This window comes from Hydrogenophaga intermedia, from assembly GCF_023715105.1.
GTDB lineage: Bacteria > Pseudomonadota > Gammaproteobacteria > Burkholderiales > Burkholderiaceae_C > Hydrogenophaga > Hydrogenophaga intermedia_A.
In genome coordinates this window covers 47,364-73,874 of record NZ_JAMBNO010000017.1, presented here as the reverse complement: position 1 = coordinate 73,874, position 26,511 = coordinate 47,364, and the positions used below count along the sequence as shown (strand labels likewise).

Annotated in this window: 22 protein-coding genes; 5 read left to right on the top strand and 17 right to left on the bottom strand. The window is 68.3% G+C overall.

Going from position 1 to position 26,511, the window contains the following annotated elements; all coding sequences use genetic code 11:
- Window position 1: 1 nt before the first annotated feature.
- From M3149_RS16550 to M3149_RS16535, 4 genes are read right to left on the bottom strand one after another with little or no spacing between them, the layout of a single operon-like run.
- Complete coding sequence (locus M3149_RS16550) at window positions 2-3,121, bottom strand: efflux RND transporter permease subunit (RefSeq protein WP_251710648.1); 3,120 nt, start codon at window positions 3,119-3,121, stop codon at window positions 2-4.
- Between the two features lie 11 nt (window positions 3,122-3,132).
- Entirely contained in the window at window positions 3,133-4,164 is a 1,032-nt protein-coding gene (locus tag M3149_RS16545) for an efflux RND transporter periplasmic adaptor subunit (RefSeq protein WP_251710647.1), read from the bottom strand.
- 60 nt (window positions 4,165-4,224) lie between these two features.
- Window positions 4,225-5,007: an SDR family NAD(P)-dependent oxidoreductase gene (locus M3149_RS16540; protein WP_251710646.1), complete on the bottom strand. Its 783-nt coding sequence runs from the start codon at window positions 5,005-5,007 to the stop codon at window positions 4,225-4,227.
- Between the two features lie 11 nt (window positions 5,008-5,018).
- A complete protein-coding gene (locus tag M3149_RS16535; protein WP_251710645.1) occupies window positions 5,019-5,954 on the bottom strand; it encodes a LysR family transcriptional regulator in 936 nt (311 codons plus the stop codon).
- Between the two features lie 142 nt (window positions 5,955-6,096).
- Between M3149_RS16535 and M3149_RS16530 the strand changes: the two genes are divergently transcribed.
- Together M3149_RS16530 and M3149_RS16525 are read left to right on the top strand one after the other, a co-directional pair.
- Window positions 6,097-6,783 (top strand): response regulator, encoded by a 687-nt coding sequence (locus M3149_RS16530; RefSeq protein ID WP_251710644.1) that lies wholly within the window; start codon window positions 6,097-6,099, stop codon window positions 6,781-6,783.
- A gap of 15 nt (window positions 6,784-6,798) precedes the next feature.
- The gene (locus tag M3149_RS16525; protein ID WP_251710643.1) at window positions 6,799-7,182 is read left to right on the top strand and encodes a hypothetical protein; all 384 of its coding nucleotides are present in this window, start codon (window positions 6,799-6,801) and stop codon (window positions 7,180-7,182) included.
- A 22-nt stretch (window positions 7,183-7,204) separates the two neighbouring features.
- Here M3149_RS16525 and M3149_RS16520 read toward each other — a convergent pair whose 3' ends face one another.
- The gene (locus tag M3149_RS16520) at window positions 7,205-8,944 is read right to left on the bottom strand and encodes a DEAD/DEAH box helicase (protein ID WP_251710642.1); all 1,740 of its coding nucleotides are present in this window, start codon (window positions 8,942-8,944) and stop codon (window positions 7,205-7,207) included.
- Between the two features lie 248 nt (window positions 8,945-9,192).
- Here M3149_RS16520 and ettA point away from each other — a divergent pair, with 248 nt between their 5' ends.
- From ettA to M3149_RS16505, 3 genes are all read left to right on the top strand, one after another.
- Window positions 9,193-10,854: an energy-dependent translational throttle protein EttA gene (ettA, locus tag M3149_RS16515; RefSeq protein WP_251710641.1), complete on the top strand. Its 1,662-nt coding sequence runs from the start codon at window positions 9,193-9,195 to the stop codon at window positions 10,852-10,854.
- Window positions 10,851-11,396, top strand: coding sequence for a DUF1415 domain-containing protein (locus M3149_RS16510; RefSeq protein WP_251710640.1), 546 nt, complete (start codon window positions 10,851-10,853; stop codon window positions 11,394-11,396). The genes ettA and M3149_RS16510 overlap by 4 nt, the downstream gene beginning before the upstream one ends.
- A gap of 94 nt (window positions 11,397-11,490) precedes the next feature.
- Window positions 11,491-13,551: a DUF1631 family protein gene (locus M3149_RS16505; protein ID WP_251710639.1), complete on the top strand. Its 2,061-nt coding sequence runs from the start codon at window positions 11,491-11,493 to the stop codon at window positions 13,549-13,551.
- Between the two features lie 81 nt (window positions 13,552-13,632).
- Here the strand turns inward: M3149_RS16505 and M3149_RS16500 are convergent, their stop codons facing one another.
- The 12 genes from M3149_RS16500 to M3149_RS16445 form a co-directional block, all read right to left on the bottom strand.
- The gene (locus M3149_RS16500; RefSeq protein WP_251710638.1) at window positions 13,633-14,994 is read right to left on the bottom strand and encodes a TAXI family TRAP transporter solute-binding subunit; all 1,362 of its coding nucleotides are present in this window, start codon (window positions 14,992-14,994) and stop codon (window positions 13,633-13,635) included.
- Window positions 14,995-15,068: 74 nt separating this feature from the next.
- Window positions 15,069-16,634, bottom strand: coding sequence for a methyl-accepting chemotaxis protein (locus M3149_RS16495; RefSeq protein WP_251710637.1), 1,566 nt, complete (start codon window positions 16,632-16,634; stop codon window positions 15,069-15,071).
- A 162-nt stretch (window positions 16,635-16,796) separates the two neighbouring features.
- Complete coding sequence (locus M3149_RS16490) at window positions 16,797-18,296, bottom strand: hypothetical protein (protein ID WP_251710636.1); 1,500 nt, start codon at window positions 18,294-18,296, stop codon at window positions 16,797-16,799.
- A 101-nt stretch (window positions 18,297-18,397) separates the two neighbouring features.
- Complete coding sequence (locus M3149_RS16485; protein WP_251710635.1) at window positions 18,398-18,682, bottom strand: copper-binding protein; 285 nt, start codon at window positions 18,680-18,682, stop codon at window positions 18,398-18,400.
- Between the two features lie 14 nt (window positions 18,683-18,696).
- Window positions 18,697-19,167 carry a DUF411 domain-containing protein gene (locus M3149_RS16480; protein WP_251710634.1) on the bottom strand — a complete coding sequence of 157 codons (471 nt, stop codon included), beginning with the start codon at window positions 19,165-19,167 and terminating at the stop codon, window positions 18,697-18,699.
- 4 nt (window positions 19,168-19,171) lie between these two features.
- Window positions 19,172-19,669, bottom strand: coding sequence for a cupredoxin domain-containing protein (locus tag M3149_RS16475; RefSeq protein WP_251710633.1), 498 nt, complete (start codon window positions 19,667-19,669; stop codon window positions 19,172-19,174).
- Window positions 19,670-19,679: 10 nt separating this feature from the next.
- Window positions 19,680-21,077 carry a multicopper oxidase family protein gene (locus tag M3149_RS16470; RefSeq protein ID WP_251710632.1) on the bottom strand — a complete coding sequence of 466 codons (1,398 nt, stop codon included), beginning with the start codon at window positions 21,075-21,077 and terminating at the stop codon, window positions 19,680-19,682.
- A 7-nt stretch (window positions 21,078-21,084) separates the two neighbouring features.
- Complete coding sequence (locus M3149_RS16465) at window positions 21,085-22,452, bottom strand: hypothetical protein (RefSeq protein ID WP_251710631.1); 1,368 nt, start codon at window positions 22,450-22,452, stop codon at window positions 21,085-21,087.
- An 81-nt stretch (window positions 22,453-22,533) separates the two neighbouring features.
- Complete coding sequence (locus M3149_RS16460; protein ID WP_251710630.1) at window positions 22,534-22,965, bottom strand: hypothetical protein; 432 nt, start codon at window positions 22,963-22,965, stop codon at window positions 22,534-22,536.
- A 47-nt stretch (window positions 22,966-23,012) separates the two neighbouring features.
- Complete coding sequence (locus M3149_RS16455; RefSeq protein WP_251710629.1) at window positions 23,013-24,005, bottom strand: glycerophosphodiester phosphodiesterase; 993 nt, start codon at window positions 24,003-24,005, stop codon at window positions 23,013-23,015.
- Window positions 24,006-24,054: 49 nt separating this feature from the next.
- A complete protein-coding gene (locus M3149_RS16450; RefSeq protein WP_251710628.1) occupies window positions 24,055-24,534 on the bottom strand; it encodes a hypothetical protein in 480 nt (159 codons plus the stop codon).
- A gap of 167 nt (window positions 24,535-24,701) precedes the next feature.
- Window positions 24,702-26,387, bottom strand: a complete 1,686-nt coding sequence (locus M3149_RS16445) for an electron transfer flavoprotein-ubiquinone oxidoreductase (protein WP_251710627.1) — start codon at window positions 26,385-26,387, stop codon at window positions 24,702-24,704.
- Window positions 26,388-26,511 lie beyond the last annotated feature (124 nt).

Sequence of the window (26,511 nt, the reverse complement as noted above, 5' to 3'; positions counted from 1 at the left end):
CTCAGTTCGCTTCGTCGGTGGCCTGCGCAGCGGTCTGCGCCATCTCGGCGCGCAGCCGTTCGCCTTGGTTGGCGCGCGGCTTGGCAAAGCGCGCAATGCCGAGGTAGAGCACCGGCGTGAGAAACAGCGTGAACAGGGCCGCGATGGACAGGCCGCCGAAGATGACCCAGCCGATGGCGGCGCGCGACTCGGCACCCGCGCCGCTGCCCAGCACCAGCGGCAGCGCGCCGAGCACGGTGGAGGCCATGGTCATCATGATGGGCCGCAACCGCGTGATGGCGGCCTCCTGGGCAGCCTCGCGCACGCTGCGCCCGGCATCGCGCAACTGGTCGGCGAACTCCACCATCAGGATGCTGTTCTTGGCCATCACGCCCACCAGCAGCAGCAGGCCGATCTGGCTGTAGATGTTCAGTGAGGTGCCGCTGGCCAGCATGGCGAAGACGGCGGCTGCCAGGCCAAAGGGCACGCTGAGCAGCACGACCGTGGCACTGGCCAGGCTTTCGAACTGCGCCACCAGCACCAGAAAGACCACCAGCAGCGCGATGGCGAAGGTCACGCCAACGTCGCGGCCGGTCTGCTCCAGTGTGGCGGCGTCGCCGCGCAGCAGCAGGCCCATGCCGGGCGGCAACTCGGTGGCGGCGAGGCTGCGCAGTGAGTCCACCGCCTGCTGCAGCGAAACCCCGTCGGCCGCCAGCGCGCTGAGCTCCACCGCGCGGCGCTGGCCGAGGCGGTTGAGCTCACCCGCGATCGACGATTCCTCGAAGCGCACGAATTGTCCCAGCGGCACCAGCCGCTCGCCCTCGGGCGTCTGCGCGCGCACGGTGTACGAGAGCAGCTGCCCGGGGTCGGTCGCACCGCGTGCGCTGGACTGCAGGAACTCCGGCACGTTGCGGTCGTCGATGCTGATCTCGACGAGCTCGGTGCCGTCCACCAGCGCACGCAGGGTGGTCTCCAGACCCTGCAGCGGTACGCCAAGCGCAGCGGCTCGCTCGCGGTCGATGCGCAAGGTGAGCTGCGGCTGCGAGGCGTTGTAGTTCACCACCACGTCGCGCAACTGGGGTACCCCGTCCTCGATGCGCGCCGCAAAGGCGCGGGCGGCATCGGCAATGCGGCCGTATTCGTCGCCGGTGATGGCGAACTGCACGCTGCCATCGCCGCCGCCAACGCCCAGGCTGTTGCCGCTGAGGATGCGCACGCGCACGCCCGCGAAATCATCGAGCGCGGTGCGCAGACGCGCGGCGATCTGCGCCTGGCTCTTGTCACGCAGCCCCCAGTCCATCAGCGGCGCCACGATCTCTGCCCGGTTGGGATCGAAGCGGCCGGTGATGGTGAAGATGTTCTCTACCAGGCCTTCGTCCTTGAGCGGCTGCATGCGCTCAAGCACGTCTTCAAGCTGGCGATCCACGTAGGACAGACCCACGCCGTCGGGGCCGTCCAGGCGCACCACGAGCACGCCGCGGTCTTCCGCGGGCGTGAGCTCGCTGCGCAACTGGGTGTAGCCCCAGGCGCCCAGGGCGGCGGTGCCCAGGCACAGGGCGAGCAGCCACCAGGCGCGATCGAGTGCATGTGCGATGAGGCGGCGGTACAGCACCAGGCTGTGGTCGCCCACGCCGGCCAGCGCGCGCCCGAGGCGGCCCGGCGCACGGTCTTCGGGCAGCCGCGCCGCGATCATCGGGCCAAGCGAAAGTGCGACAAAAGAAGAGATCGCCACCGAGATCGCCATCACGAAACCGAACTCGGCGAACAGGCGGCCCGCGGCCGATGGCAGGAAGGAGATCGGCACGAACACCGACACCAGTGTGGCGGTGGTGGCCACGATGGCGAAGAACACCTCCCGCGTGCCGATGACCGCGGCCGCCCGTGGGGGCAGGCGCAGGCTGCGCTGTCGCTGGATGTTTTCCAGCACGACGATGGCATCGTCCACCACCAGACCGGTGGCCAGCAGCAGGGCCAGCAGGGTGAGCAGGTTGATCGAGAAGCCAAGCAGCCAGATGGCCGCGAGGGTGCCGATCAGGGCGATCGGGATCGCCACCGCCGGCACCAGCGTGGCTCGCCACTGGCCGAGGAACACGCCCACCACGGCCACCACGATGACGCCGGCCAGCAGCAGACTGCCCACCACCTCGCGGATGGCGCCGCGGATGAACACCGCATCGTCGGACACGACGCTCAGGCGCAGTTCGGGCATGTCGCGGTTGATGCGCTCGATCGCCGCGCGGATACCTTCGGAGATCGCGACGCTGTTGGACTGCGCCTGGCGCACGACGCCCAGGCTGATGACCGATTCGCCGTTGAGCCGCACGTAGGCCGTGGGGTCGGCGGGGCTGTAGAACACGTCGGCCACTTCGCCCAGGCGCACGCGCGGGGTCAGCCGCAGATCGCGCAGCGCCTGCGGTGTGGCGGCGGTGGCATTGGCGCGCACCAGCAGTTCCTGGTTGGCCAGTTCGAGGCTGCCCGCCGGTACGTCGATGCGTGCGCCAGCCAGTACATCGGCCACATCGCCGACCGCGAGGTTGTAGGCCGCCAGGCGCAGTGGGTCGATGCGCACGCGCATGACGCGCTGGCGCTCGCCGAACAGGGCGATGTCGGCCACGCCGGCCACCGACACCAGTTCGGGCTCGATGCGGTCCTCGACCACGCGTGAGAGCTCGTCCACTGGCAGGGTGGTGCTGGACACGGCCAGGCGCATCACCGGCTCGGCGTCGGCATCGGCCTTCACCACGGTGAGGTTCTCGATGCCTTCGGGCAGCGTGCCCTGCACGCGCGCCACCGCGTCGCGCACATCGTTGGCGGCGTCCACCAGGTCGACGTCGGGGTTGAATTCGATGCTGACGCGCAGGTTGCCTTCCTCGCTGGCCGAGCGAACGAGGTACACGCCGGGAACGCGTGCGGCCGCGCCTTCGAGCACGCGCGTGACCTCGGCGTCCAGCGTCTCGGGCGCGGCGCCGGGGTAGTCGGCGCGCACCGCGACGATCGGGCGGTCGATGTTGGGCAACTCGCGCACCTCCACGCCCAGCCAGGCACCCAGGCCGGCAATGACGATGAGCAGGTTGAGCACCGCCACCAGCCAAGGGCGGCGTATCGCCAGGGCGGGCAGGTCGTCTGCGCGGTCGTCGGTCATGCCGGCCATGCTCAACGCGCGTCACCGTTGCGCTGGCCGACCACGCGCACCGCACGGCCGTCGCGCAGGCGCTGCACGCCTTCCACCACCACCGTGTCGCCCTCGCGCAGCGCGCTTCGCAAGCGCACGCGGCCGTCCTCGCGGCGCACCACCTGCGCGGCCACGGCTTCGGCCTTGCCATCGCGCACCGTCCACACGTAGCCGCCGTCGTTGCCGAATTGCAGTGCAAGCTCGGGCGCGCTCACCAGGGGTTCGCCCTCGAAGACCAGGCGCACCTGGAACGACATGCCCGCACGCAGGCGATCGTCCGCGTTGTCCAGCGCGGCGCGCACGCGCACCGTGCGCACCAGCGGGTCCACGCGGCTGTCGATGTCGCGCACCTGGCCCTCGAAGGTCTGGCCCGCGAAAGCGGGCGTGCTGGCCTGCAGCGCCTGGCCGACGCGCACGCGCGCCAGCCAGGCCTCGGGCAGATCAATGTCCACCAGAATCTCGCGCCGGTCGTCCAGCGTCGACACCAGCGTGGTGCGCGAGACGCGATCGCCGCGCTCGACCGCGGGGATGCCCACCACCCCCGCAAACGGTGCGCGCAGCACGCGATCGGCGAGGTCCTCGCGAGCCTGCGCAAGCGTGATCTCGCGCGTGCGCGCTTCGGCCACGGCCTGGTCGATCTCGGTGTCGGGCACGGCGCCGGTGCCGCGCGTGGCCTGCAACCGTTGCGCCACCACCCGCGCCACGCGCCACTGCGCCTCGGCCAGTTGCACCGCCAGCCGCTGCTGGGTGTCGTCCAGCCGCACCAAAATCTGGCCAGCGCGCACGCGCTGGCCGGCCTGGAACAGCACCTCGGCCACCTCGCCCTCCACCTCGGGGTACAGCGAGACCGAGGCGCGCGCCTGTGCGCTGCCGAGCAGTTCCAGCACGACGCGGTCGGGTTCGAGGGTGGCGCTGGCGGTGATGACCGGCGCGCCGGCGGTGTTGTCGTTGTTTTGGGCCGCCGCAGGGCTCAGCAGCAGCAGGCCCGAGAGGACCAAGCAGGGTGTTCGCATGCACTCATTCAGTGTCAAGTCGCAATGGACGTCACCCCGGCCGGGGAAGTTCCCGCCTTCTCAGACCGGCACGGTGTAGTTCAACGCCATGCGCCCGCCATCCACCGTGACAATCTCGCCTGTCACATAGCTGGCCGCATCGCTGGCCAGCCAAGCCACCACATCGGCGATTTCTCCGGGTTCGCCCAGGCGCTTCATGGGCGTGCGGCCCAGGATCTTGCGGCGCGCGTCGTCGCTGGTGAGCACCGCCTGGGCAGCCAGTTCGGTGGCAATCGTGCCCGGCGCCACCGCGTTGACGCGGATGCCGTGGTCGGCCAGCGCCAGCGCCATCACGCGGGTGAGCTGGTTGATGCCGCCCTTGCTGACGTTGTAGCTGGCGATGGTGGGGATGGCCATGACGCCGTTGACCGAGCTCATGTGCACGATGGCGCCACGCGTGCCGCCCTGCACCATGGCGCGCGCTGCGGCCTGCGCCATGAGGAAGGCGCCTTTGAGGTTGACGCGCAGCACGGCATCGAAATCGGCTTCGGTGATGTCCAGGAAATCGGCCGCCTTGAAGATGCCGGCGTTGTTCACCAGCACGTCGATACGACCGTGCGCGGCCACGGTCTGCGCCACCAGGGCGTCGACCTGGGTCTTGTCGCCCACGTCGCAGCCGATGAAGCGAGCGCCGGTCTCGCGTGCCACGGCCTCGCCAGCCTCGCGCGCCAGGTCGGCGATCACCACCTGTGCGCCTTCGCGCGCGAAGCGCCGCACGCAGGCCTCGCCAATGCCTTGTGCACCGCCGGTGACGATGACGACGCGGCCCTGGTGGCCGAAGTGGACGTTGCTCGAATCGGGCATGGGTGTCTCCATCAATCGCAGGCCATGCAGGACGCCAGGGCCTGGTCGACGCGCGCGCGCGTCTGTTGCGTGAGGTGGTCGAGAAAGACCTGCGTGCGCCGCGGCACGAATTTGCGGCTGGGCAGGGCGGCGTACATGGTCAGGCGGTTGGTGATCCAGGGGCTGAGCACGCGCACCAGGTCGCCGTCGGCCAGGAGCGGCGCGGCCAGTTCCACCGAGGTGGCGGTGATGCCGGCGCCATCCAGTGCGGCATGCATCAGGGTGTCGTTGTGGTTGGCCCACAGCACCGGCTCGACCTCGACCTCGAGGGCGCGGTCTTTTTCGTTGGCGTTGAGCAACCGCCATTTGCTCGTTCGGCCCGAGGCCGGTTTCAAGCGCAGCACATCGTGTTGTGCGAGATCCTCGGGACGCGCGGGCTGACCGCGGCGCGCGATGTACTCGGGCGAGGCCAGCAGGATACCTTCGGTGCTGACCACCTTGCGCGCGATGACGTTGGCATCGAAGCTCGCGTCCGCGCCAATGAGCGTGATGTCGTAGTCCTCCACCGGCGGCTCGCGGTGGCTCTCGACATCGATGTCGAGCCGGATCTTCGGGTAGGCCTGTCGAAAGCCTGCCACCAGCGGTGCCAGCACATGGGTCGCCAGCACGGGCGGTGCGAGTAGACGCAAGACGCCGGCGAGCTCCTGTGTCTGCGAGCTCACCAGCGCGCTGGCTTCTTCCAGATCCAGCAGGATCTGGCGCACACGGTCGAGGTAGATCTCGCCAGCCTCGGTGAGGGTGACGCGCCGGGTCGTGCGGTGCAGCAGCCGGGTGCCCAGGTGTTCTTCCAGGTCGGCGATCAGTCGGGTGACGACAGCGGGCGACAAGTCCATGGCGCGCGCGGCGGCCGCAAAGCCGCCTTCATCCACCACCTTCTGGAAGGCGCGCATCGAGTGCAATCGGTCCATGGGGCGAGAGCTTAAACCGCCGGGCCTGGCTTGCCGGGAAACCTTGTAAGGGGGCGACCGCAGCCGCCTTCAACCCTTGAGTCGCGCACGCGTTGGCCGATAACCATGCAACCGTGGGCACATGCCCGACAGGAGGAGGGCCATGAAAGCGCTGCTGGTCGACGACGACGAGATATCACGCCTGCCGTTGGCGGCCTTGCTGGGCCGCATGCAGGGCATCACCGAGGTGGTGGAGGCGCCAGACGGCGAGCAAGCGTGGGCGCTGCTGCAACAAGGCCTGCGCCCGTGCTTGTGCTGCTGTGACATGTTCATGCCGCAGCTGGACGGCATCGGCCTGTTGCAGCGCACGCGGCAGGACCCGTTGCTGTCGGGGATTCCTTTTTTGATGATATCGGCGGCCGCGGACCGCGAATCGGTCACCCGCGCGGTCGAGGCAGGGGCGTCAGGCTTCATCGTCAAGCCATACACGCCGCAAGCCGTGCAGCCCACCATCGAGCGCGTGATGCGCGATGGTCGCCTGCGCCAGTGCGAGCCCGCTGCCAAGGTACGCCAGCGCCTGGGGATCTCGCAGGAACAATTGGTCCGGATCACACGGCGCTGGCAGGCCGACATCACGACATTGCTCGATGGCCTGGACGCGTTGGAAGGCGAGGGTCAGCGCACCTCGTCGCTGCGACGGCTGCACAGCGCCAGTGTCACCCTCGGTCAGTTGCGCTGCGCCGAACTGCTGCGTCATGCCATCGACGAGGGCCCCGAGGATGGCGGTGGCCGCGCAGCACTGCGCGAGGTGCTCGCGCTGGCGGACTCCTGGCTGGCTGGTGCCGCTTGATGTAGTGTCGGCGGCATGAACACGTTCACCCGAGTCATTCTCTACACCGATACCGATGGGCGCGCGCGCTTTCGTGAGGAAGCGCTGCCGCTCGATCAGGGCACGCCTGCCGCGCGACTGTCGGCCGTGCTGGCGGCCAGCGGCCTGCAGTTGCGCGAAAGCCCGGTGGGTTTTCGCAGCGAGTTTCATTGCACCGGCGCGCCGCAATGGCTGTTCGTGCTGCGGGGCCGCATGGAAATCGGCCTGCAGGACGGCACCAGCCGCATTTTCGGCCCTGGGGAGCACTTCTACTCGGCCGATACCCTGCCCGAAGGCGCTGTGTTCGACCCCTCGGTGCACGGCCACTGGAGCCGACAGCTGGGCGAAGAACCGCTGGTGACGGCCTTCGTGAAGGTCTGAGCGCGCCGCACGGCGCGCCCGCTCAACGGTTGCCGATGCGGCCGTAGTTGGTGCGCAGCGGATCGACGCCGCCGCCGCCACCACCCTGGCCGCCACCCTTGCCGCCGCGCTTCTTGTTGCGGCGGTTGCCGGTGCGCATGGCGTCGATGCCCGTGCGCAGCGGATCGGGCTGGCCATCGGGGCTGGCCTGGCGCGGCTTGGGGTCGCGGATGCGCAGGCTGCCCAGGTGCGCGTTCGGCCCGGGCTGGCGCTCGTTGCCCTCGTCCCCGTCAAAGCGCGGCGGGCGATCGCCGCGCGGCGGGCGCTGGCGCTGCTGGCCCGCACCCGGACCGTTGCCTGGCCCGTTGCCCTGGCCGTGACCGCGGCCTTGCGGCTGACCGCCGCCACCGCCGTTCGGGCGCGGCCCGCGCGCCTTCTGCCCCTGACCACGCGGCTGGCCCTGGCCCTGGCCTTCGCCGCGGCCCTGGCCTTCATTGCCCTTCTTCTCGCGAATGCGCTGCACCATCTCCTGGCGCGCGGCTTTGGCGGCCGCAGCCATCACGTCGCGGCTGGGGGGCTTGCCGGCGCCACCCCACAGGGTCTGGCGGCCCATGGCGATCGGCTCCGCTTTCTCGCCGGGCTCGGGCATGTACTCGGGGAACATCTCGACCGGGATCTGCTGCTTGGTGAAGCGCTCGATCTCCATCATGAAGCCTTCTTCGTCGAGGCTCACGAGGTTGATCGCGTGGCCTTCACGGCCCGCGCGACCGGTGCGGCCGATACGGTGCACGTAGTCCTCGCAGATGTTGGGGATGTCGTAGTTCACGACGTGTGGCAACTCGTCGATGTCGATGCCGCGCGCAGCGATGTCGGTGGCCACCAGGGCGCGGATCTCGCCGCTCTTGAAGCCGGCCAGCGCCTGCGTGCGTGCGCCCTGGCTCTTGTTGCCGTGCAGCGCCATCGCGCTGATGCCCTGCTTGTTGAGGTAGTCGGCCACGTTGTTGGCGCCGAACTTGGTGCGCGTGAACACCAGCACCTGGCTCCAGTTGTGCAACTGGATGATGTGGACCAGCAGCGCTTTTTTCTTGCCGCGGCCGACCGGGTGGATGAGCTGCGTGATGCGCTGCACCGTGGTGTTGGGCGGCGTCACCTGGATGTGCTGCGGATCCTTCAGCAGACCGTTGGCCAGCTCGCGGATCTCGTCGCTGAAGGTGGCCGAGAACAGCAGGCTTTGCTTACTCTTTGGCAGCAGCGCCAGCACCTTCTTCACGTCGTGGATGAAGCCCATGTCGAGCATGCGATCGGCTTCGTCGAGCACCAGCACCTGCACCGCGGCCAGATCCAGGAAGCCTTGCTGCTGCAGGTCGAGCAGGCGGCCCGGCGTGGCCACCAGGATGTCGACGCCGCGCTTCATGGCGTCGATCTGCGGGTTCATGCCGACACCGCCGAAGACGACGGTGGATTTCAAGTCCACGTGCTTGCCGTAGACCCGTACCGATTCCTCGACCTGGGCGGCGAGTTCGCGCGTGGGGGTGAGCACCAGGGCGCGGATGCCGATGCCGCCGAAGCGGTTGCGGGGGCGCTCGCCCTGCGAGAGGCGCTGCAGCATGGGCAGCGTGAAGGCGGCGGTCTTGCCGGTGCCGGTCTGGGCGCCGGCGAGCAGGTCGCGGCCGGCCAGAACGGCGGGGATGGCCTCGATCTGGATCGGGGTGGGGGTGTCATAGCCGTGCTCGTGCACGGCTTGCACGATGGCCGGGGCCAGGTTCAGTTCTGCGAAATTCATTGTGTGAAGCGGCACCCTTCCTGGGCGCTGGGGGCATCGGCCGTTCGGGTGCGCCGTGTGGCGCGTGCCCGCTCAGTCGGGGGCCGATGGATTTCCGGGGGAGTTGGCGGCGGCCGCTTGGACCGCGCGCCCCAGCAGAGAGCTGGTGCCAGGCCAACTGATGGGCCCGAGCAGTGCATATTGTCGCATGGGTCGATAATCCATGGTTTCGCGCCCCGCCCGGCGCTGCAAATTTCCCACAGAACACCATGGCCCAATACGTTTTCTCGATGAACCGGGTCGGCAAGATCGTGCCGCCCAAACGCCAGATCCTCAAGGACATCTCGCTGTCCTTCTTCCCCGGCGCCAAGATCGGCGTGCTGGGCCTGAACGGCTCCGGCAAGTCCACGCTGCTCAAGATCATGGCCGGCATCGACAAGGAGATCGAGGGCGAGGCGATCCCCATGCCGGGCATCCGCATCGGCTATCTGCCCCAGGAACCGCAACTCAACAACGAGCAGACCGTGCGTGAGGCGGTGGAAGACAGCATGGGCGAGGTGCGTGCGGCCCAGAAGCGGCTGGACGAGGTCTACGCCGCCTATGCCGAGCCCGACGCCGATTTCGACGCCCTCGCGGCCGAGCAGGCCAAGCTCGAAGCCATCATCGCCACCGCCGGCACCGATTCCGAGCACCAACTCGAGATCGCCGCCGACGCGCTGCGCCTGCCGCCCTGGGACGCCAGGATCGGCCTGCTCTCCGGCGGCGAGAAGCGCCGCGTGGCGCTGTGCTGCATGCTGTTGTCCAAGCCCGACATGCTGCTGCTCGACGAACCCACCAACCACCTGGACGCCGAGTCGGTGGAATGGCTGGAGCACTTCCTGCAGCGCTTCCCGGGCACCGTGGTGGCCATCACCCACGACCGCTACTTCCTCGACAACGCCGCCGAGTGGATTCTCGAACTCGACCGCGGCCATGGCATTCCGTACAAGGGCAACTACTCGAGCTGGCTGGAGCAGAAGGAAGACCGGCTGGCCCAGGAGCAGCGCACCGAAGACGCGCGCCGCAAGGCCATGAAGGAAGAACTCAAGTGGGTGCGCTCCAACGCCAAGGGCCGCCAGGCCAAGAGCAAGGCGCGTCTGGCCCGCTTCGAGGAGCTGAGCGACGTCGAATACCAGAAGCGCAACGAGACCAACGAGATCTTCATTCCCGTGGCCGACCGCCTGGGCAACGAGGTCATCGAGTTCAAGGGCGTGAGCAAGAGCTACGGTGATCGCCTGCTGATCGACAACCTGAGCTTTTCGGTCCCAGCAGGGGCCATTGTGGGCATCATCGGCCCCAACGGTGCCGGCAAGTCCACGCTGTTCAAGCTCATCACCGGCAGGGAGCAGCCCGACAGCGGCGAGGTGAAGATCGGCCAGACGGTCAAGATCGCTGCGGTTGACCAGAGCCGCGACGGCCTCGCCGGTGACAAGACCGTGTGGGAGGACATCTCGGGTGGCCTGGACATGATCACGGTGGGCAAGTTCCAGATGCCCAGCCGCGCCTACTGCGGCCGCTTCAACTTCTCGGGCGGTGACCAGCAAAAGCTGGTGAAGAACCTCTCGGGCGGAGAGCGTGGCCGCCTGCACCTGGCCAAGATGCTCGCCGAGGGCGGCAACGTGCTGCTGCTGGACGAGCCCTCCAACGACCTCGACGTGGAAACCCTGCGCGCGCTCGAAGAAGCGCTGCTGGAGTTCGCGGGCTCGGCGCTGGTGGTCAGCCACGACCGCTGGTTCCTCGACCGCATCTGCACCCACATCCTGGCCGCCGAGGGCGACAGCCAGTGGTACTTCTTCAACGGCAACTACCAGGAATACGAGGCCGACAAGAAGCAGCGCCTGGGTGAAGAGGGCGCCGCGCCCAAGCGCCCGCGCTTCAAATCCCTCGCATGACCGACGAACAGGTTCTCGCCGCCACACGGCACTGGATCGAGCGGGCCGTGATCGGCTTGAACCTGTGTCCGTTCGCGCGTGCCGTCTGGGTGAAGAACCAGGTACGCATCGTGGTGAGCACCGCGCGCCACATCGACGCCTTTCTCGACGATCTCGACCGCGAACTCGATCTGCTGGCCGCCACACCGGCCGAGCAGATCGACACCACGCTGATCGTGCACCCCACGCTGTTTCCCGACTTCCTGGCGTTCAACGACTTTCTCGATGTTGCCGACGATGTGGTGGCCGAGCACGAGCTCGACGGCGTGATCCAGGTGGCCGCTTTTCACCCGCAGTGGCAGTTCGACGGCACCGAGCCCGACGACATCACCAACGCCACCAACCGCTCGCCGTTTCCCACCCTGCACCTGTTGCGCGAGGACAGCGTGGCGCGAGCGGTGGCCAGCGAGGGCGGCGATGCCGAGGCCATCGTGGCGCGCAACGTGCAGACGCTGCGCGACCTCGGGTCGGACGGCTGGGCCGCACTCATGAAGAAGCCCTGATCTGGTCGGCAAATCCTGCCCGAATCCGTGCTTTGGCGCTAAGGTGCCTGGTGCAGAATGACTTCCAGGGCCTTTGCGTGCCCCCGACTGCCACATGCCCAACGCCCCCCTACCGGTATTCGAACAGTGCCTGAACGAAGCCCTGGAGCTCACGCGCCAGTGGGTTCCCGAATGGCTGAACCGACTGCAGGCCCTGTTGCGCGAGCGCGAGGCCATGGCCCCCAACTACACCGAGCGCACGGCGCTGATCGACGCCTACAGCGCCTTGCAGCGCCAGCGCGAGCCAGTGGCGCGCCACTGGCTGTCGGCGCTGGCCGAAGAAATGGAAGAGGCGCCCACCGATCTCATGGGCCTGCCGCGGCGCACCTCGCTGCGGCTGGACGAGCTCGAGCTGATGGGCGACGACCAGGTGCAGGAGAAGGTGGAGGTGGCGCGCGTTCAGCAGGCCGTGACCATGGCCGCCGAGGACCATTTCCACGAATTCACGGCACGCCTGTCGACCGCGCAGGGATTTCGCGCCGTCAACGCTGAGGCCAACCCACTGCGTGTGCAGGTATACGTCGACACCCTGCTGTCGGCGCTGAAGGCGGTCAATGTGCCCGCGCCGGTGCGGGCTCGCTGGCTCCAGGTGGGTGGGGCGTCGCTGGGCAAGGCGTTGTCCGACATGTACCTGCGGCTGGACAACATGCTGGCCGGGCAGGGCGTCAAGCCTGCGGGCTACAACGTGGTCACCGCACCCGACTCGCGCGCCGTCGTCGAGGAGGAACTGGCGGGCACGGATCTCGACGGACCGATGACCGAGCGCGAGGCCTTGCTCACGCTGGACCACCTGCACCAACTGCTCGTGGGCAGCGACGATGCCAACGGCCATGCCGTCAGCGTCGAGATGACGCGCTCGATTGCCGCCGAGGTGGTGAGCCTGATGATGCAGCGCATTGCCGGCGACAAGCGTCTGCTCAAGCCGGTGCGCTCCCAGCTGCAGGACATGAAACCCGCGCTGCTCGAACTGGCGCGCGACAACCCGCGCTTCTTTGCCGACCGCGACAACCCCGCGCGGCGCCTGCTCGACAACGTGACCGCTCACGCACTGGCGTTCACCAGCGAGCAGGAGGCGGGTTTCAGCACCTTCCTGTCGGAGCTGCGTCGCACGGTGAACGAACTCCGCCGCCCGGGTGTCCGGCTTGAGGAGCGCTTTCCGACCGAGCTCGACCGCCTGCGCCGCTCGCAGGACGCGTCGGTGCCGCGCGGCGAGGTGGAGGCGCGCGGGCGTGCCATGCAGACGCTGGTGCGCGTGGAGCAGCGCAAGCTGCTGGCCGAGAAGGTGGCCGAGGAGTTCCGCGCCCGGCCCGACTACCCCAAGGCGCCCGGCCCGGTGCGGCGATTCCTGACGGGTGTGTGGGCGCTGGTGGTGGCCAAGGCCCGCATCGACGAGAGTGAGCGTCCGTCCCTGCAGTCGGGCGATTCGGACGCGAAGCGCTTCGTGGACATCCTCACCGACCTGCTGTGGTCGTGCCAGCTTGCCCTGGCCAGCCAGAACCGGCCTCGGCTGGTGAAGGTGATTCCGCCCGTGCTGCGTACCCTGCGCGAGGGACTGGACTCGATCGACTACCCGCGCGAGAAAGTGGACGCCTTCTTCCAGACCTTGATGGGCGTGCACGAAGCGGCCTACAAGACCCAGCGCAGCGAGCGTTCCGCCGCCGCCGAGGCTGCGGGCGAGCCCGACGCCAGCGTGCTCAACCCCGAGGACGCTGACCTGTGGATGCGCCACCAGGAGGCGCAGGAAACCAACTTCTACGACGATTCGCTGCCCGAGAGCACCCAGCCCGCGTTCCAGAACACGCAGCCGATGCAGCGCGACTGGTCCGACATCAAGGCAGAGATGGCGTTGCGCGACGCGTCCTCGCTCACCGTGGGCAGCTGGTTCGACCTGTTGCAGGACGGCCAGTTGCTGCGCGTGCAGCTCACCTGGGCCAGCCCGCACGGCACGCTGTTCCTGTTCGGCTCGGCCTCGGGCCGCTCGTTGTCGATGACGCGCCGCGGCGTGGACCGCCTGATCGAGCAGGACAAGCTGCGCATGGTGGCCGACCACAGTGTGGTCGACGAGGCGCTTGACGCGGTGGCCGAGCAGGCGCTCAAGAACTCCGGGAAACGCTAGCCCCCACGCTCCGCCGCTGCGCGGGTCGCTGCCCCCCGAGGGGGCTGATCCGCCTTGGGGCGGCCCGGCGGCGGATCGGCTTCATGCCCCCGGCGCTGCGCCGGTGGTCGGCGCCAGCTTGCGCAGCAGCTTCTTGCGCACCAGATGGATGTTGCCGCGCAGGGCATAGAGCTCGTCGGTGTACGACAGCGGCACCACCACCTTCTCCACCTTGCCTTCCATGGCTTCGAGCTGCTCGAGCAACTCGGGGGCCGTGGCCTCGCCAGCCTCGAAGCGGTGCTCGATGTCGCGCAGTTCCGCATACCAGCGGAACACGCGCGAGCGGATGCGGAAGGTGTAGAGCGGCGGCACGATGCGCGACAGCGGCAGCGCCAGCGCAATGATCAGGCCCATGGCCAGCCACATGCGCTCGATCACGTTGGCCAGCCAGAACGGCAGGTAGCGCTGCAGGAAGGGCAGGCCGCCCTTGAGTGCGCGCTCAGCTTCGGGCGCGATCGGAAATTCGCTGTGCTCCAGGTTGGGGTACTCCCGGGCGCGATTGAACCAGCCCGCACCGCCGTGCATGTCGACCGCCGTCTGTGCGAACAGCTGCAGCACCGCCGGGTGCGTGCCCGAACGCGCCAGCAGGCCGGTGGTGGAGGCCACCAGGCGAACGTTGCGCGGCGGCACGTTCTTCGCGAGATCGACCATGCCCTGCGGCATTACCACCGGCGTGAGGTAGCCGAAGCGGCGCGAGTAAGCCTCTGCCTGCGCGAAGTCGAGCAGCCGCACGCCCGGCGTCTGCAGCAGCATCTGCACGATCAGCGATTCGGGCGCCGAGGCGAAAACCAGTGCGTCGAGCTGACCATCGAGGAAGGCCACCGTGGCCGGTGTCTGCTCCAGGCGGCTGAGCACGATCTCGCGTGGCTCGATGCGGTTGACCTCGAGCAAGGTGTTGAACAGCCGCGGCACCCCGCTGCCGGCCGTGCCCACGTTCACCCGCCAGCCTTCAAGCTCGGCGAGGTTGGTGATGACGGGACCCTTGTTCCTGTTGAGACGGCGCGCAGCGTCCTCGCGGTAGAAGAACCACAACGGCTCCACGAACAGGCTGCCGAGCGAGACGATGCTCTCCTCGTCGTCGTAGCCGATGTCGGCCGTGCCGCCTTGCACGAAGCCCAGGTCCACCTCGCCGCGGCGCAGCCGCTCCAGGTTGTCCGATGAGCCTTCGGTGCGCACCAGCTCCACCGTGATGCCGTTGCGCCGCAGCGCCTGCGCGTAGCGTTCACCAAAGGCGTCATAGGCGCTTTGCTCGGGGCCGGTGGCCAGCACCACCCGCTTGGGCGGGTTGGGGTTGAGCCACCACCAGGTGAAGCCAAGCAGCGCGACCGTGATCAGCACGATCGGGCTGCCCGAGAGCAGCATCTCCTTGAGCGAGATCAGGGTGTAGCGCAGCGTCTTGGGCATGGTGCGCGAGAACATAGCATGCGCACGCTGAAAAACGCCCGGCGTTGCCAGGCGTTACCGAGGTGAGCCCGTGTTCACTTGCTCAACCTGAACACCCGCACCGCCTCGTGCATCACTTCCGCCTGTGCCTGCAGCGAACTGGCCGCCGCGGCCAACTCCTCGACCATGGCCGAGTTCTGCTGCGTCACCGAATCGAGCTGGCCCACCGCCTGATTGATCTGCGCGATGCCACTGGATTGCTCCTGCGTGGCGTGGGTGATGTCGCCGATCAGGGCATTGACCTGCTCGACCGCACCGACCACGCTGGCCATGGTCTGTCCCGTGCTGTGCACGAGTTCGCTGCCGCGTTCCACCTTGCTGCTCGATTCCGCGATCAGGCCCTTGATTTCCTTGGCGGCATCCAGCGTGCGTTGGGCCAGGCCGCGCACCTCGGCAGCCACCACCGCGAAGCCCCGACCCTGTTCGCCCGCCCGCGCGGCCTCCACCGCGGCGTTGAGCGCCAGGATGTTGGTCTGGAACGAGATGCCATCGATCACCTGGATGATCTCGCCGATGCGCGCCGAGCTGCGGCTGATGTCATCCATGGTCGTGATCACCTGGCTCATCGCCGCGTTGCCCTCGCGTGCCACGCCGGCGGCGCGCTCGGCGAGCCGGGCCGCTTCGCCCGCGGTGCTGGCGCTCTGGGCGACCGTGCTGTTCATCTGGTCCATCGAGGCCGCGGTCTGCTCCAGGTTGCTGGCCTGCGCCTCGGTGCGGGAAGACAGATCCTGGTTGCCACTGGCGATCTGGTGGCTGGCCACTTGCACACCCTCGACCTCGTGGCGCACGTCGGCCACCACCGCCTGCAGGTTGACGTTGAGCTGGTTCAGGGCCTTCTTGAGTTCGGCGAACTCCACTGCGCCGCCAGCCTGCAGGCGGCCGGTGAGATCACCCGCGGCCATGGTGTTGGCAAAGCGTATGGCATCTTCCAGCGGCGCCAGGGTCTGGCGGCGCAGCACCGCGCCGACCAGTGCGGCCAGCGCGAGCAGGCCCAGACCCGCACCCAGGCTGCCCACGCTGCCCATCACGGCGCTGGCGTGGCCCGCTGCCAGGCCAGCAAGTGCCAGGCCCGCACAGCCCAACCCGATGGTGCGGCCCAGCGTGAGCCGCGTGGCGCGTTGCAGCGCGCCGCGCCAGCCGGTGGCCACAACCCGACCGCGGTGCAGCGCCACCGTGACATGGCCGTGTTCCCTCTCCTGTCGCATGCGGGCGTACAGCGCCTCGGCCTGCTGCACCTGCTCGCGCGTGGGCTTGGTGCGCACCGACATGTAGCCCACCGGTTGCCCGTTGCTCATGATGGGCGTGGCGTTGGCCATGACCCAGTAGTGGTCGCCGTTCTTGCGCCGGTTCTTCACCAGCGCCGACCAGGGCGAACCGCTCTTGAGGGTGACCCACATGTCGCGGAAGGCCTCCGGGGGCATGTCCGGGTGGCGCACGATGTTGTGCGGCTGGCCAACCAGTTCCTCGCGGCTGTAGCCGCTGACGGCAATGAATGCCGGGTTGCAATAGGTGATGTGGCTGCTCAGGTCGGTTGTCGAGACCAGCGTGACGCCGTCGGGAATGACGAATTCCTGTTGCGTGACGGGCAGGTTGTTTCGCATGTGGCGATCCTCAAGGCGGGTTGGCGCCGTGCCAGCCCTTGCCGGTGCTATCGACGGTGGCCGCGAGCCATTGAGGGACTTTCTGCGCCCCTTGCCCGCGGCTTGATCCAGATCAAGAAACGCGCTCGATCGACAGACCGACTGCCCCGGGTTGGATGCATGTCACACCTTGACCGCGGTGTTGAGGTCGACTTCTTGGGGGTTTTCCGTGGCCCCCTTGCTCGCGTTGTCGGCATTGACGACCTGCTGAACAGATGGGTCGGCGGTTCGATGGCTGGCCTGCGACCTCGGTGGGTTGTCCTCGCGACCCTTCTTGAAGCCGCCGATGCGCCAGTGCACCCTGTTGTCGTTGTTTTCGTCTTGCACCACTGCATTAATCTGCGTGAACAGTTCCTGCACGTAGTCGTCTATCAAAAAGCCCTCGCGCGGTGAATCTTTGCGAGCCATGGCGTCGAAGACCTTGAGCACCATGTCGCGTGCCGCCATGAAGGCGGCTTCGCCATAGTACAGCCGGGCGCCGCGGCCCTGCAGGGCCAGCATCATGATCGTCATGGCGGCCGAGACGCATTCCGCGTGTTCATAGATGCCGGTGCCCACGCCGATGCCATGCAGCTGCTGTTTCGGTGGCGTGCTGTCGGAATACAGCTTGGCTGCCTTGCCCACGCTGATGGCCATGTCCTTCAGGTCGTCCAGGCGGTATTCAATGTCCCCGCTCTCGAGGCGCTTGCGCATGTCGATGAACGAATAGAACAGCGCTTTGATCTTGGCGCCTTCCTTGGCCGGGAGCGTCGCCTTCGGATCAAATTGTTCTCCGCTGGCATGGAACACGCTTGTGCTGTAGTCGGGCGCCCTCCCGTTTCTGGGCTCGGGCTTTCTGGTGCTTGTGGCGCCAGTGCCCAGCGTCGCCAGGGGCACCACGTTATTGACCAGCACCGGCGTGATCTCCATCAGGTTACCCTCGGACGGGTTGTTGTAGCGCGTCGTGAAGCCTTCACCGTAGATGGCGATGTGGAGCATCGGAATCTGCATGAAGGCCTGTTCCTCTTGTCCCCAGCAGGGGCTGATGACCTTCAAGGCACCTCCTCCACCTTCCGGCGCCGAGGCAACCACGATGCATTCACCCGGCTCCGGGCCGTCCGACCGCTTTCTGTCGTTACCCGCATAGATCAGGTATCCGCCACGGCTGAATTCCTGCAGCACGTTCGCCGGGGGGGTGGTGGCGATCCGCTGCATGAGGAATTGACCGGCATCGGGGTCACTGTGGTGCACCTCGATGCAGTCGTTCGCTGCCTCGGGATGTTTGGCCATGTAGTCGTCCATCAGTGCTATGGATCGCTCCAGCATGGCCGCGCGGTTGCGCTTGGACTCCGGCGTGACTATGTTCCGGTAGTGCGGCTTCTCATCGTACTTGTACGTTTCCCAGTGTTCCGCACGCTTACGGAGTTCTTGCGCGACCTCGATCATCTTGGTGCGGGTCTCTGGCCAGGCTTCCTTCAGCGGCTTGCTGGTCATCACCTGCGTGTGGTGCTGCGTCGCGGAGATGGTCGAGGTCCTGGTGGTTGGCGTGCTGGCCGGCTGCGTATGCGCATCGGCATTGAGCGAAACGTTTCTGTTGCCAAACGATGAGTCGATACCTATGCCCGTGTTACTGAGTCGCTTCATGGCAGTTCATAAACTGAAAAGCCATGTGTGGGCGCGTACGCGAGGCAGGTTCCGGGTCGGGGCGACCAGCGACCCGCGATCTCGCCTCTGGCGTGTCAGGCCTAGGGCGAGCGCTCGATGGACAGCACGGTGTAGGCGCCGTTGATCTTGTCGGCGGTGAAGCGCACCTTGTCGCCAGCCTTCACCTTCTCCAGCAAGGCGGCGTCCTTCACCTTGAACACCATGGTCATGGGCGGCATGTCGAGGTTCTTGATGTCGCCATGGCGCAGTGTGATCTCCTGGCCGGCGGCGTTCACGCGGCGCACCTCGCCTTCGGCGGGGGGCAGGTCGGCGCCGAGGGCGGAGGCGGCCACCAGGGCCAGCATGGCGGCAATGTACTTGCTCATGGGCGGCTCCGGGTTCAGGTGCGGAAATACGACTGGAACACGCGCGCGTTGCCGTCGCGCAGCACCAGTAGCACGTCGTGCGGGTCCTTGCGGTCGCCATAGATCGGTGCGTCCATGCCCGGGCTGCCCACCGGCATGCCGGGCACGGCCAGGCCGATGGCCTGCGGCTTTTCGGCCAGCAACCGGTGGATCTCTCGTGCTGGCACGTGGCCTTCGATCACGTAGCCGGCCACCAGGCCGGTGTGGCAGGAGCCGTACCGTTCCGGCATCTGCAGGCGGCGGCGCATGGCGGTGTTGCCGCTGTCGAAGACCTGCACCGCAAAGCCATTGGCCTGCAGGTGGACCACCCAGTCCTGGCAGCAGCCGCAGTTCGGGTCCTTCCAGACCTGGAGAACGGGCAGGGCCGGCTTGTTCTGCGCCGTTGCGGCGAAGGGCAGAGCCAGGGCAGCGCCGGCCAGCAGGAGTTGTCGTCGGTTCGTGTTCATGGGGTCATCCTTTCTTCGGCAACACGCTGAGTGTGCCGCGCATGCCGGCCTCGAAGTGGCCGGCAATCAGGCAGGCGAACTCGAAATCGCCCGCGCGGTTGAACAGCCACACCACGTCGCCCTGTTTGCCGGGCGGTACGTGGGCCATGTAGGGCTCGTCGTGCTGCATGCCGGGGTGCTTTTTCATGAGCTCGGCGTGGGCGGCGAGTTCCTCGCGCGTGCCGATCACGATCTCGTGCATCACCGCGCCGGCGTTGACCGCGCGGATGCGCAGCGTCTCGCCTTCGCGCACCTCGATGCGGTTGGGCGAGAGCTTCATGTCGTCGGTCATGCGCACGGTGATCGTGCGGCGCACGTCCTTCGCATCGCCGGCGATGCCCCAGGGCTTCTGCTCCTTGATGACCTCGGTCCTGTTTCCGTGGTGGGCTTCGCCGTGCGCGCGCGCGGCGGGCAGGGCCAGCGCCAGGGGCAGTGCGGCAAGGTGGCGTCGTTGCAGGGTCATGGGTTCTCCTTCAATGGTGTTGATGACCGGCGGGCTTGCGCGCATCGGCCGCGGGTTTGGGTGCGGGCGTGGCGGGTGCCGCGCTCTTCGGCGCGGGAGCACTCGCGGTTTCCACCGGTCGAGCCTGCGTGCCCGGGGGCATGGCGTAGTTGCCCGGGTCGCTGTAGTCGCCGGCCTTCTGGTCGGCACGCACCTTGAGCACGGTGAACATGCCACCCATCTCGATCGGGCCATAGGGGCCGGTGCCGGTCATCATGGGGAAGGTGTTGGCGGGCAGCTCCATCTGCATCTCACCCATGTCGGCCATGCCGCGCTCGCCCATCACCATGTAGTCGGGCACGCTGCGCTGCAGTGGTTTGACGAGGCCGCGGTGGTCCACGCCGATCATGGTGGGCACGCCGTGGCCCATGGCGCCCATGGTGTGGTGGCTCTTGTGGCAATGCATGGCCCAGTCGCCGGGTTCGTCGGCAATGAACTCGAGCTGCCGCATCTGCCCCACCGCCACATCGGCCGTCACCTCCGGCCAGCGCGAGCCCTTGGGTGTGGGCCCGCCGTCGGTGCCCGTGACCTCGAACTCGATGCCGTGGATGTGGATCGGGTGGTTGGTCATGGTGAGGTTGCCCACACGCACGCGCACGCGATCGCCCAGGCGCGCCACCAGCGGGCTGATGCCGGGGAACGCACGGCTGTTCCAGCACCAGATGTTGTGCTCCAGCATGGTGTTGACCTGCGGTGTGCGGCTGCCGGGCGTGACGTCGAAGGCGTTGAGCAGGAAGCAGTAGTCGCGTTGCACGTCCTCGATGAGCGGGTGTTTCTGCTTCGGGTGGGTGACCCAGAAACCCATCATGCCCATGGCCATCTGCACCATCTCGTCGGCGTGCGGGTGGTACATGAAGGTGCCGGGCCGGCGCGCCACGAACTCATAGACGAAGGTCTTGCCCGCCGGGATCTGCGGCTGGTTGAGGCCACCGACGCCGTCCATGCCGTTAGGCAGGCGCTGGCCGTGCCAGTGGATGGTGGTGTGCTCGGGCAGGCGGTTCGTCACGTAGATGCGCACCCGATCGCCTTCGACCACCTCGATGGTCGGCCCCGGGCTCTGGCCGTTGTAACCCCACATGTTGACGTGAAAGCCGGGCGCCACCTCGCGCACCACGGGCTCGGCCACCAGGTGGAACTCCTTGACGCCGTTGTTCATGCGCCAGGGCAGGGTCCAGCTGTTGAGCGTGACCACCGGGTTGTAGGGCCGACCCGCGCCGGTGACGCCGGGCGGCGTCCAGGGGGCAGCGGTGTCGGCCGACGTCTGCTGTGCGGCCTCGGGCAGCGCGGCCAGGGCCACGCGGCTCACGCTGGCCGCGGCCACGGCTCCCATGGCGCCCACCGCGCCGGCAAACAGGTGTCTGCGTTGCATGTCCATTTCAGTGTCCTCCCGCATCGTTGCCGCCCGCGGGTGTTGCCGCGCTGGCCGTGTCATCCATCGCGAAGCCGCCACCGGCCAGCAGTGCCTGCCAGCTCGCTTGTGCGCGCCAGTAGCTGCGCCGCGCCATCACGGCGGCGTCAAGTGCGTCGAGCCGCTCGCGCGCGCTGGCCAGCAGTTGCCAGGTGCTGTCGAACATGCCGTTGTAGCGCAGCAGGGTTTCCTGCTGCTGTGCGTCTTTCAGGCTTGCGACCACGCGTTCGGCGTGCAGCGCGCCGGCGTGGCGCGCCTGCAGTTGCGCCCACGCGTTGCGCGCCATGGCGCGGCGCTCGCTGGCCATCGCAAGCAGGCGCGCGCGGTGCTCGTCGGCCTCCAGCAGGCGGTGCTCGCGCAGCAGTGACAGGTCGTCGATGTGCGGCGGTGTGGCGCGGCCGTCGGTGGGTTCAGGCATGGCGCCAATCGCGCCGTCGCGGGCCGCTTCCCAGGCCGCCCAGCGGCCGGCGGGCAGGCTGTCGAACACGCGCCGCGCGGGCGCGGCTTCCAGGGCCAGCACCGGGTCGGCGCGCAGCACGGCGGCCTCGATACCGTCGGCCGCCAGGCCGTCTGCGGGCCGCAGGCGCTCGGGCATGGCGGGCAGTGCGGCACCCAGCCGTTCGCCGAGCGCGCGCACCTCGTCGGCACGCCAGATGCCCATGAGACCGGCCAGTCGCTGCAGCGCGGCCTGTCTGGCCAGCGCCGCGTCGGCCTCGGCCTGCCATGCGGCGGATTCGATCAACTGCTCCTGCAGCAACCGGGCCTGTGGCCAGTTGCCCGCTCGCACCATGCGTCGGCCGAGCTCGCTGCCGCTGCGGGCGGCGTCGAGCACGGCAGCGCGCAGGCGCACGCGCTCGCGTGTGGCGATGGCGTCGATCCACGCATGCTGCACCTCGCGCACGTGATCGGCATAGGCCACCCGCACGCGTGCCTGCGCCAGTGCATTCATGCCGGCGTGGGTGAACAGGTCGGGCCGCTGGCGAAGCGAGGCGCGCAAGGCGTCGGCCAGGCCGAGCGGGGCGGGAGCCGCCGCGCCCGTGGCGGGCGTCGCGGCAGCCTGCGGCTGGGCAGCCTCCCAGCGGAGCAAGTCGATGTGGCCGCGCGGGAAGTCGGCCACGCTGCGGTTGGCCTCGCGCCAGACAGCGCGCGCGCGCTCGAGGTCGGCGGGCGACTCGGGCGCATCCACCCGTTGGGGGGAAGGCAGGGGCAGGCTCACCGCCGGGGCGGGTGAGGCGGGGTCGGCGGCGCGCAGTGCGTCGTCGGGCCCGGCCGCACCCAGCGGCGGGGCCAGGGTCAGCGCCAGCCACAGCGGCGCCAGACGGGACAAGGGGAGCATGGAAGATCTCCCGACGATTCGGACCAGCGTTCGCCGGCGCGCAGAACGCGCGCCGTGCGGACGCACCTCGGGTACGAAAGCTCAGGCGATGGGGGGTTTGACGACGTGGCGCGGGGCCAGGCTTGCAAACGGTACGGTGCGCGTGATGCGCAGACCGTGTTCCTGCAGGGAATCCGGCGTGAGCGGTGCAGCGCTGCCCAGAACCGGGCCGTTGCACACGTCGCAAAGCAGGTGGGCGCTGACCGCGCCGTGTTCGCCGGCGTCGGCCGGTGCGTGGGCGTGCCCGGCGTCGTGGCTGCCGGTGTGTCCCTCGGCGTGCTGGGCGCTGTGCTGACCGATGTTCTGGCCGCCGTGCTCGCCGATGTGGGCGGAGGCAGCGTGCGGGCAATCGTCGGTCACCGCGAGTGCCGCTGCCGTGTGGGGCGAGACCGCCATCGTCACCGCCATGGCGTCGCCCACCCAGCCGCGCAGGGGCAGCAGGGCAATGAGCAGGGCGATCCACAGGGTGCGCATGGCCGGGAATGATACGGCGCCCGGTGGCAAAGTTCCGCGTTGCCCGCTCAAGGCCCCGGCGCGGTGGGGGGCAGCGCCATGCCACGGCGCTGCATCACCTCGCGCAGTCGGTCGGGGTAATCGGTGATCAGACCGTCCACACCCCAGTCGATCAGGCGCGCCATGTCGGGAATCTCGTTCACCGTCCAGGGAATCACGCGCAGGCCTTCCTCGCGCGCGCGCTCAATGGCGCGCTGGCTCAGGTCGAGGTGGTTGGGTGACCACACCCGCCCGCCGGCGGCGGCCACCATGGCCGGCGCGTCCTGGAAGTCGGCCAGGCGGGCGCCGGCCGACCAGACCCCGCTGTCGAGGTTGTTGAAGCGCGGTCGCTGCACGGTGAGGAAGGACAAGGCCATGTTGGGTGCCAGCCGCTGAGCGGCCTTGAGCACGCTCCAGTCGAAGCTCTGCAGGGTCGAGCGCGCGGCCATGCCGTTGGCCTGGATCACGCCCACCACCGCGCGCACGAAGGCCTCGGGTTCGGGTGATTCCTGGGGCCGTTCGGGGTTGCGCTTGAGTTCGATGTTGAAGCGCACGTGGCGGGCCTGCACGCGCCGCGTCAGTTCGAACACCGCTGCGAGCGTGGGGATGCGCTCGCCGTCCACCGCCTGCTGCAACGGGTAGTCGCGCGCATAACGGCTGGCGGGGTTGATGCGGCCGACGTCATAGGCAGCGATCTGCGCCAGCGTGAGCGTGTGAAAGGCCGGGCCGCGCGTTTGCAGCCAGCGTCCCTCGGCGTCGCGCGTGATGTCGGGATTGGGCGTGGTGTCGTGCGAGACCACCGGCACACCCTCGGCGCTGAGCACCACGTCGAGTTCGAGCGTGCTCACGCCGATGGCCAGCGCGCGCTCGAAGCCGGTGAGCGTGTTCTCCGGCGCCAGCGCGCGTGCACCGCGGTGACCCTGGAGGTCAAAGGCTTGTGCTGCACTCGCGCACGCCAGGCACAGCAACAGTGCGAGCGAGCGCAAGGCCAGGATGGCGCGGTTGTTCAGGGTTCGGGTCACGGGCAGGTCTCCAGACGGCCCTGCATTGTGTCGGCCCGTTCGCAACGCTTCAAGCGCGCACGGCCATGGCCTCGGGCAGCACGCGCGCCAGCCGCTCGCCGATGACCTGGGCGCGTTCGGTGCCTGCGCTGCGCTCGATCTCGGCCAGCATCTCGCGGCCGACAACCAGCATGCTGTCGGCATCGCGCGCCTCCCGCAGCGCCTCGCGCAATCGATCGGCGAATGCGCGATCGCGTGGGGCGAACATGCGCTCGGACAGATCGAACAGGAACATGCGTGCGCTGGCCAGCGAGCGCGGGCCGCTGAAGGTGTCGGCCGCGCCGAGCGGCGCGACCGGGCGGTCCTCGGCGAGGTAACCCCCGGCCAGCAGCGTTTCAACGATGGCGCGGCCCTCTCCCTCGAACAGCGCATGCAGCGAGGCGGTGGGCTTGCGGCCGTCGGCCACGAGCAGGATCGCGCGCTCGCGTTGGCCCAGGGTGCGTTGGCCGGGTTGCAACTCGAGACGGCCTTTGTCGGTCTTGATGAGCATGTGTTTCGCAGTCGTGCTTCGCAATCCGCAGCACTCTGCGCAGACCAGATGACGTTTGCGTGTCATGCGGCCATGAAAAAGCCGCCCGAAGGCGGCTGGCTTGCGATGGCGTGAACGAGGTCACATCCCCGCGCGCATTCGAAGTGCAGGGCCTGTGCCGCTGCGCGTCACATCCCTGCGTAGTTCGGCCCACCCCCGCCCTCGGGGGTCACCCACACGATGTTCTGCGTCGGGTCCTTGATGTCGCAGGTCTTGCAGTGCACGCAGTTCTGCGCGTTGATCTGCAGGCGGTCTTCGCCGGCATCGGTCTTGACGAACTCGTACACGCCCGCCGGGCAGTAGCGGCTTTCGGGGCCGGCGTACTTCGCCAGGTTCACCTGCACCGGCACCGCGCTGTTCTTGAGCGTGAGGTGCGCGGGCTGGTTTTCCTCGTGGTTGGTGTTGGAGACGAACACGCTGGAGAGGCGGTCGAAGCTGATCACGCCGTCCGGCTTGGGATAGGCGATCTTCGGCATCTGGTCGGCCGGCTTCAGGTACACGTGGTCGGGCTGGTCGCGGTGCAGCGTCCAGGGCGGTGCGCTCACGCCCACCTTGGGCAGGAACCACTGCTCGATGCCGGTCATGAGTTTGCCCACGAGCTGGCCCTTCTTGAACCAGGCCTTGAAGTTGCGCGTCTGCCAGAGCTCCTCGTGCAGCCAGCTCTTCTCGAACGCGGCCGGGTAGGCGCTGAGTTCGTCGCTGCTTCGGCCGGCGGCCACCGCCTCGAAGGCGGCCTCGGCGCAGAGCATGCCGCTCTTGATGGCGGCGTGGCTGCCCTTGATGCGCGCGGCGTTGAGGTAGCCCGCATCGCAACCCACCAGGGCACCACCGGGGAACACGGTTTTGGGCAGGGCCTGCGGCGTGCCGTTGTTGATGGCCCGCGCGCCGTAGCCCAGGCGCTTGCCGCCCTCGATATGCGCCTTGATGGCCGGGTGCGTCTTCCAGCGCTGCATTTCCTCGAACGGCGACATCCAGGGGTTGGTGTAGTCCAGCCCGATCACGAAGCCCAGCGTGACCTTGTTGCCTTCGAGGTGGTAGAGGAAGCCGCCGCCGAAGGTGTCATCGGCGATGGGCCAGCCGGCGGTGTGCACCACCAGGCCGGGTTTGGCCTTGTCTGCGGGGATTTCCCAGAGTTCCTTGATGCCGATGGCGTAGCTCTGCGGGTCCTTGCCTTTGGCAAGGTCGAACTTCGCAATGAGCTGCTTGCCCAGGTGGCCGCGCGCGCCTTCGGCGAACACGGTGTACTTCGCGTGCAGTTCCATGCCGAGCGCAAAGGCGTCGGTCGGCTCGCCGTCCTTGCCCAGGCCCTGGTGGCCGGTGGCCACGCCCTTCACCGATCCGTCGTCGTGGTAAAGCACTTCGGCCGCGGTGAAGCCGGGGAAGATTTCCACGCCCAGCGCCTCGGCCTGCTCGGCCAGCCACTTGGTGACCGCGCCCAGGCTGATGACGTAGCAGCCGTCGTTGTGGAAGTTGCGCGGCATCAGGAAATCGGGCGTGCGGCTCGCACCGGTTTCGCTCAGCACCAGCAAGTCATCGCCGGTGACGGGCTGGTTCAATGGGGCGCCGCGCTCCTTCCAGTCGGGGAAGAGTTCGTTGATGCCTCGCGGGTCCATCACCGCGCCGGAGAGGATGTGGGCCCCGGGTTCGGAGCCTTTCTCCAGAACACAGACGTTGATCTCGCTGCCCTTTTCGGCGGCCAGTTGCTTCAAGCGGATGGCGGTGGACAGGCCGGCCGGGCCGGCGCCGACCACGACCACGTCGTATTCCATGGCTTCGCGGGGGCCGTACTGGGCCAGGATCTCGTCATGCGTCATGGGGGGTCTCGCTGATAATGGTTGGCACACTCCGTGAGCCCGCCGTTGCGGCGGCACTCATGTCCCGGAGCGGACCGCATTTTATGCGGCGACCGCACAAAATCGAACGATCGTTCGCAATTGG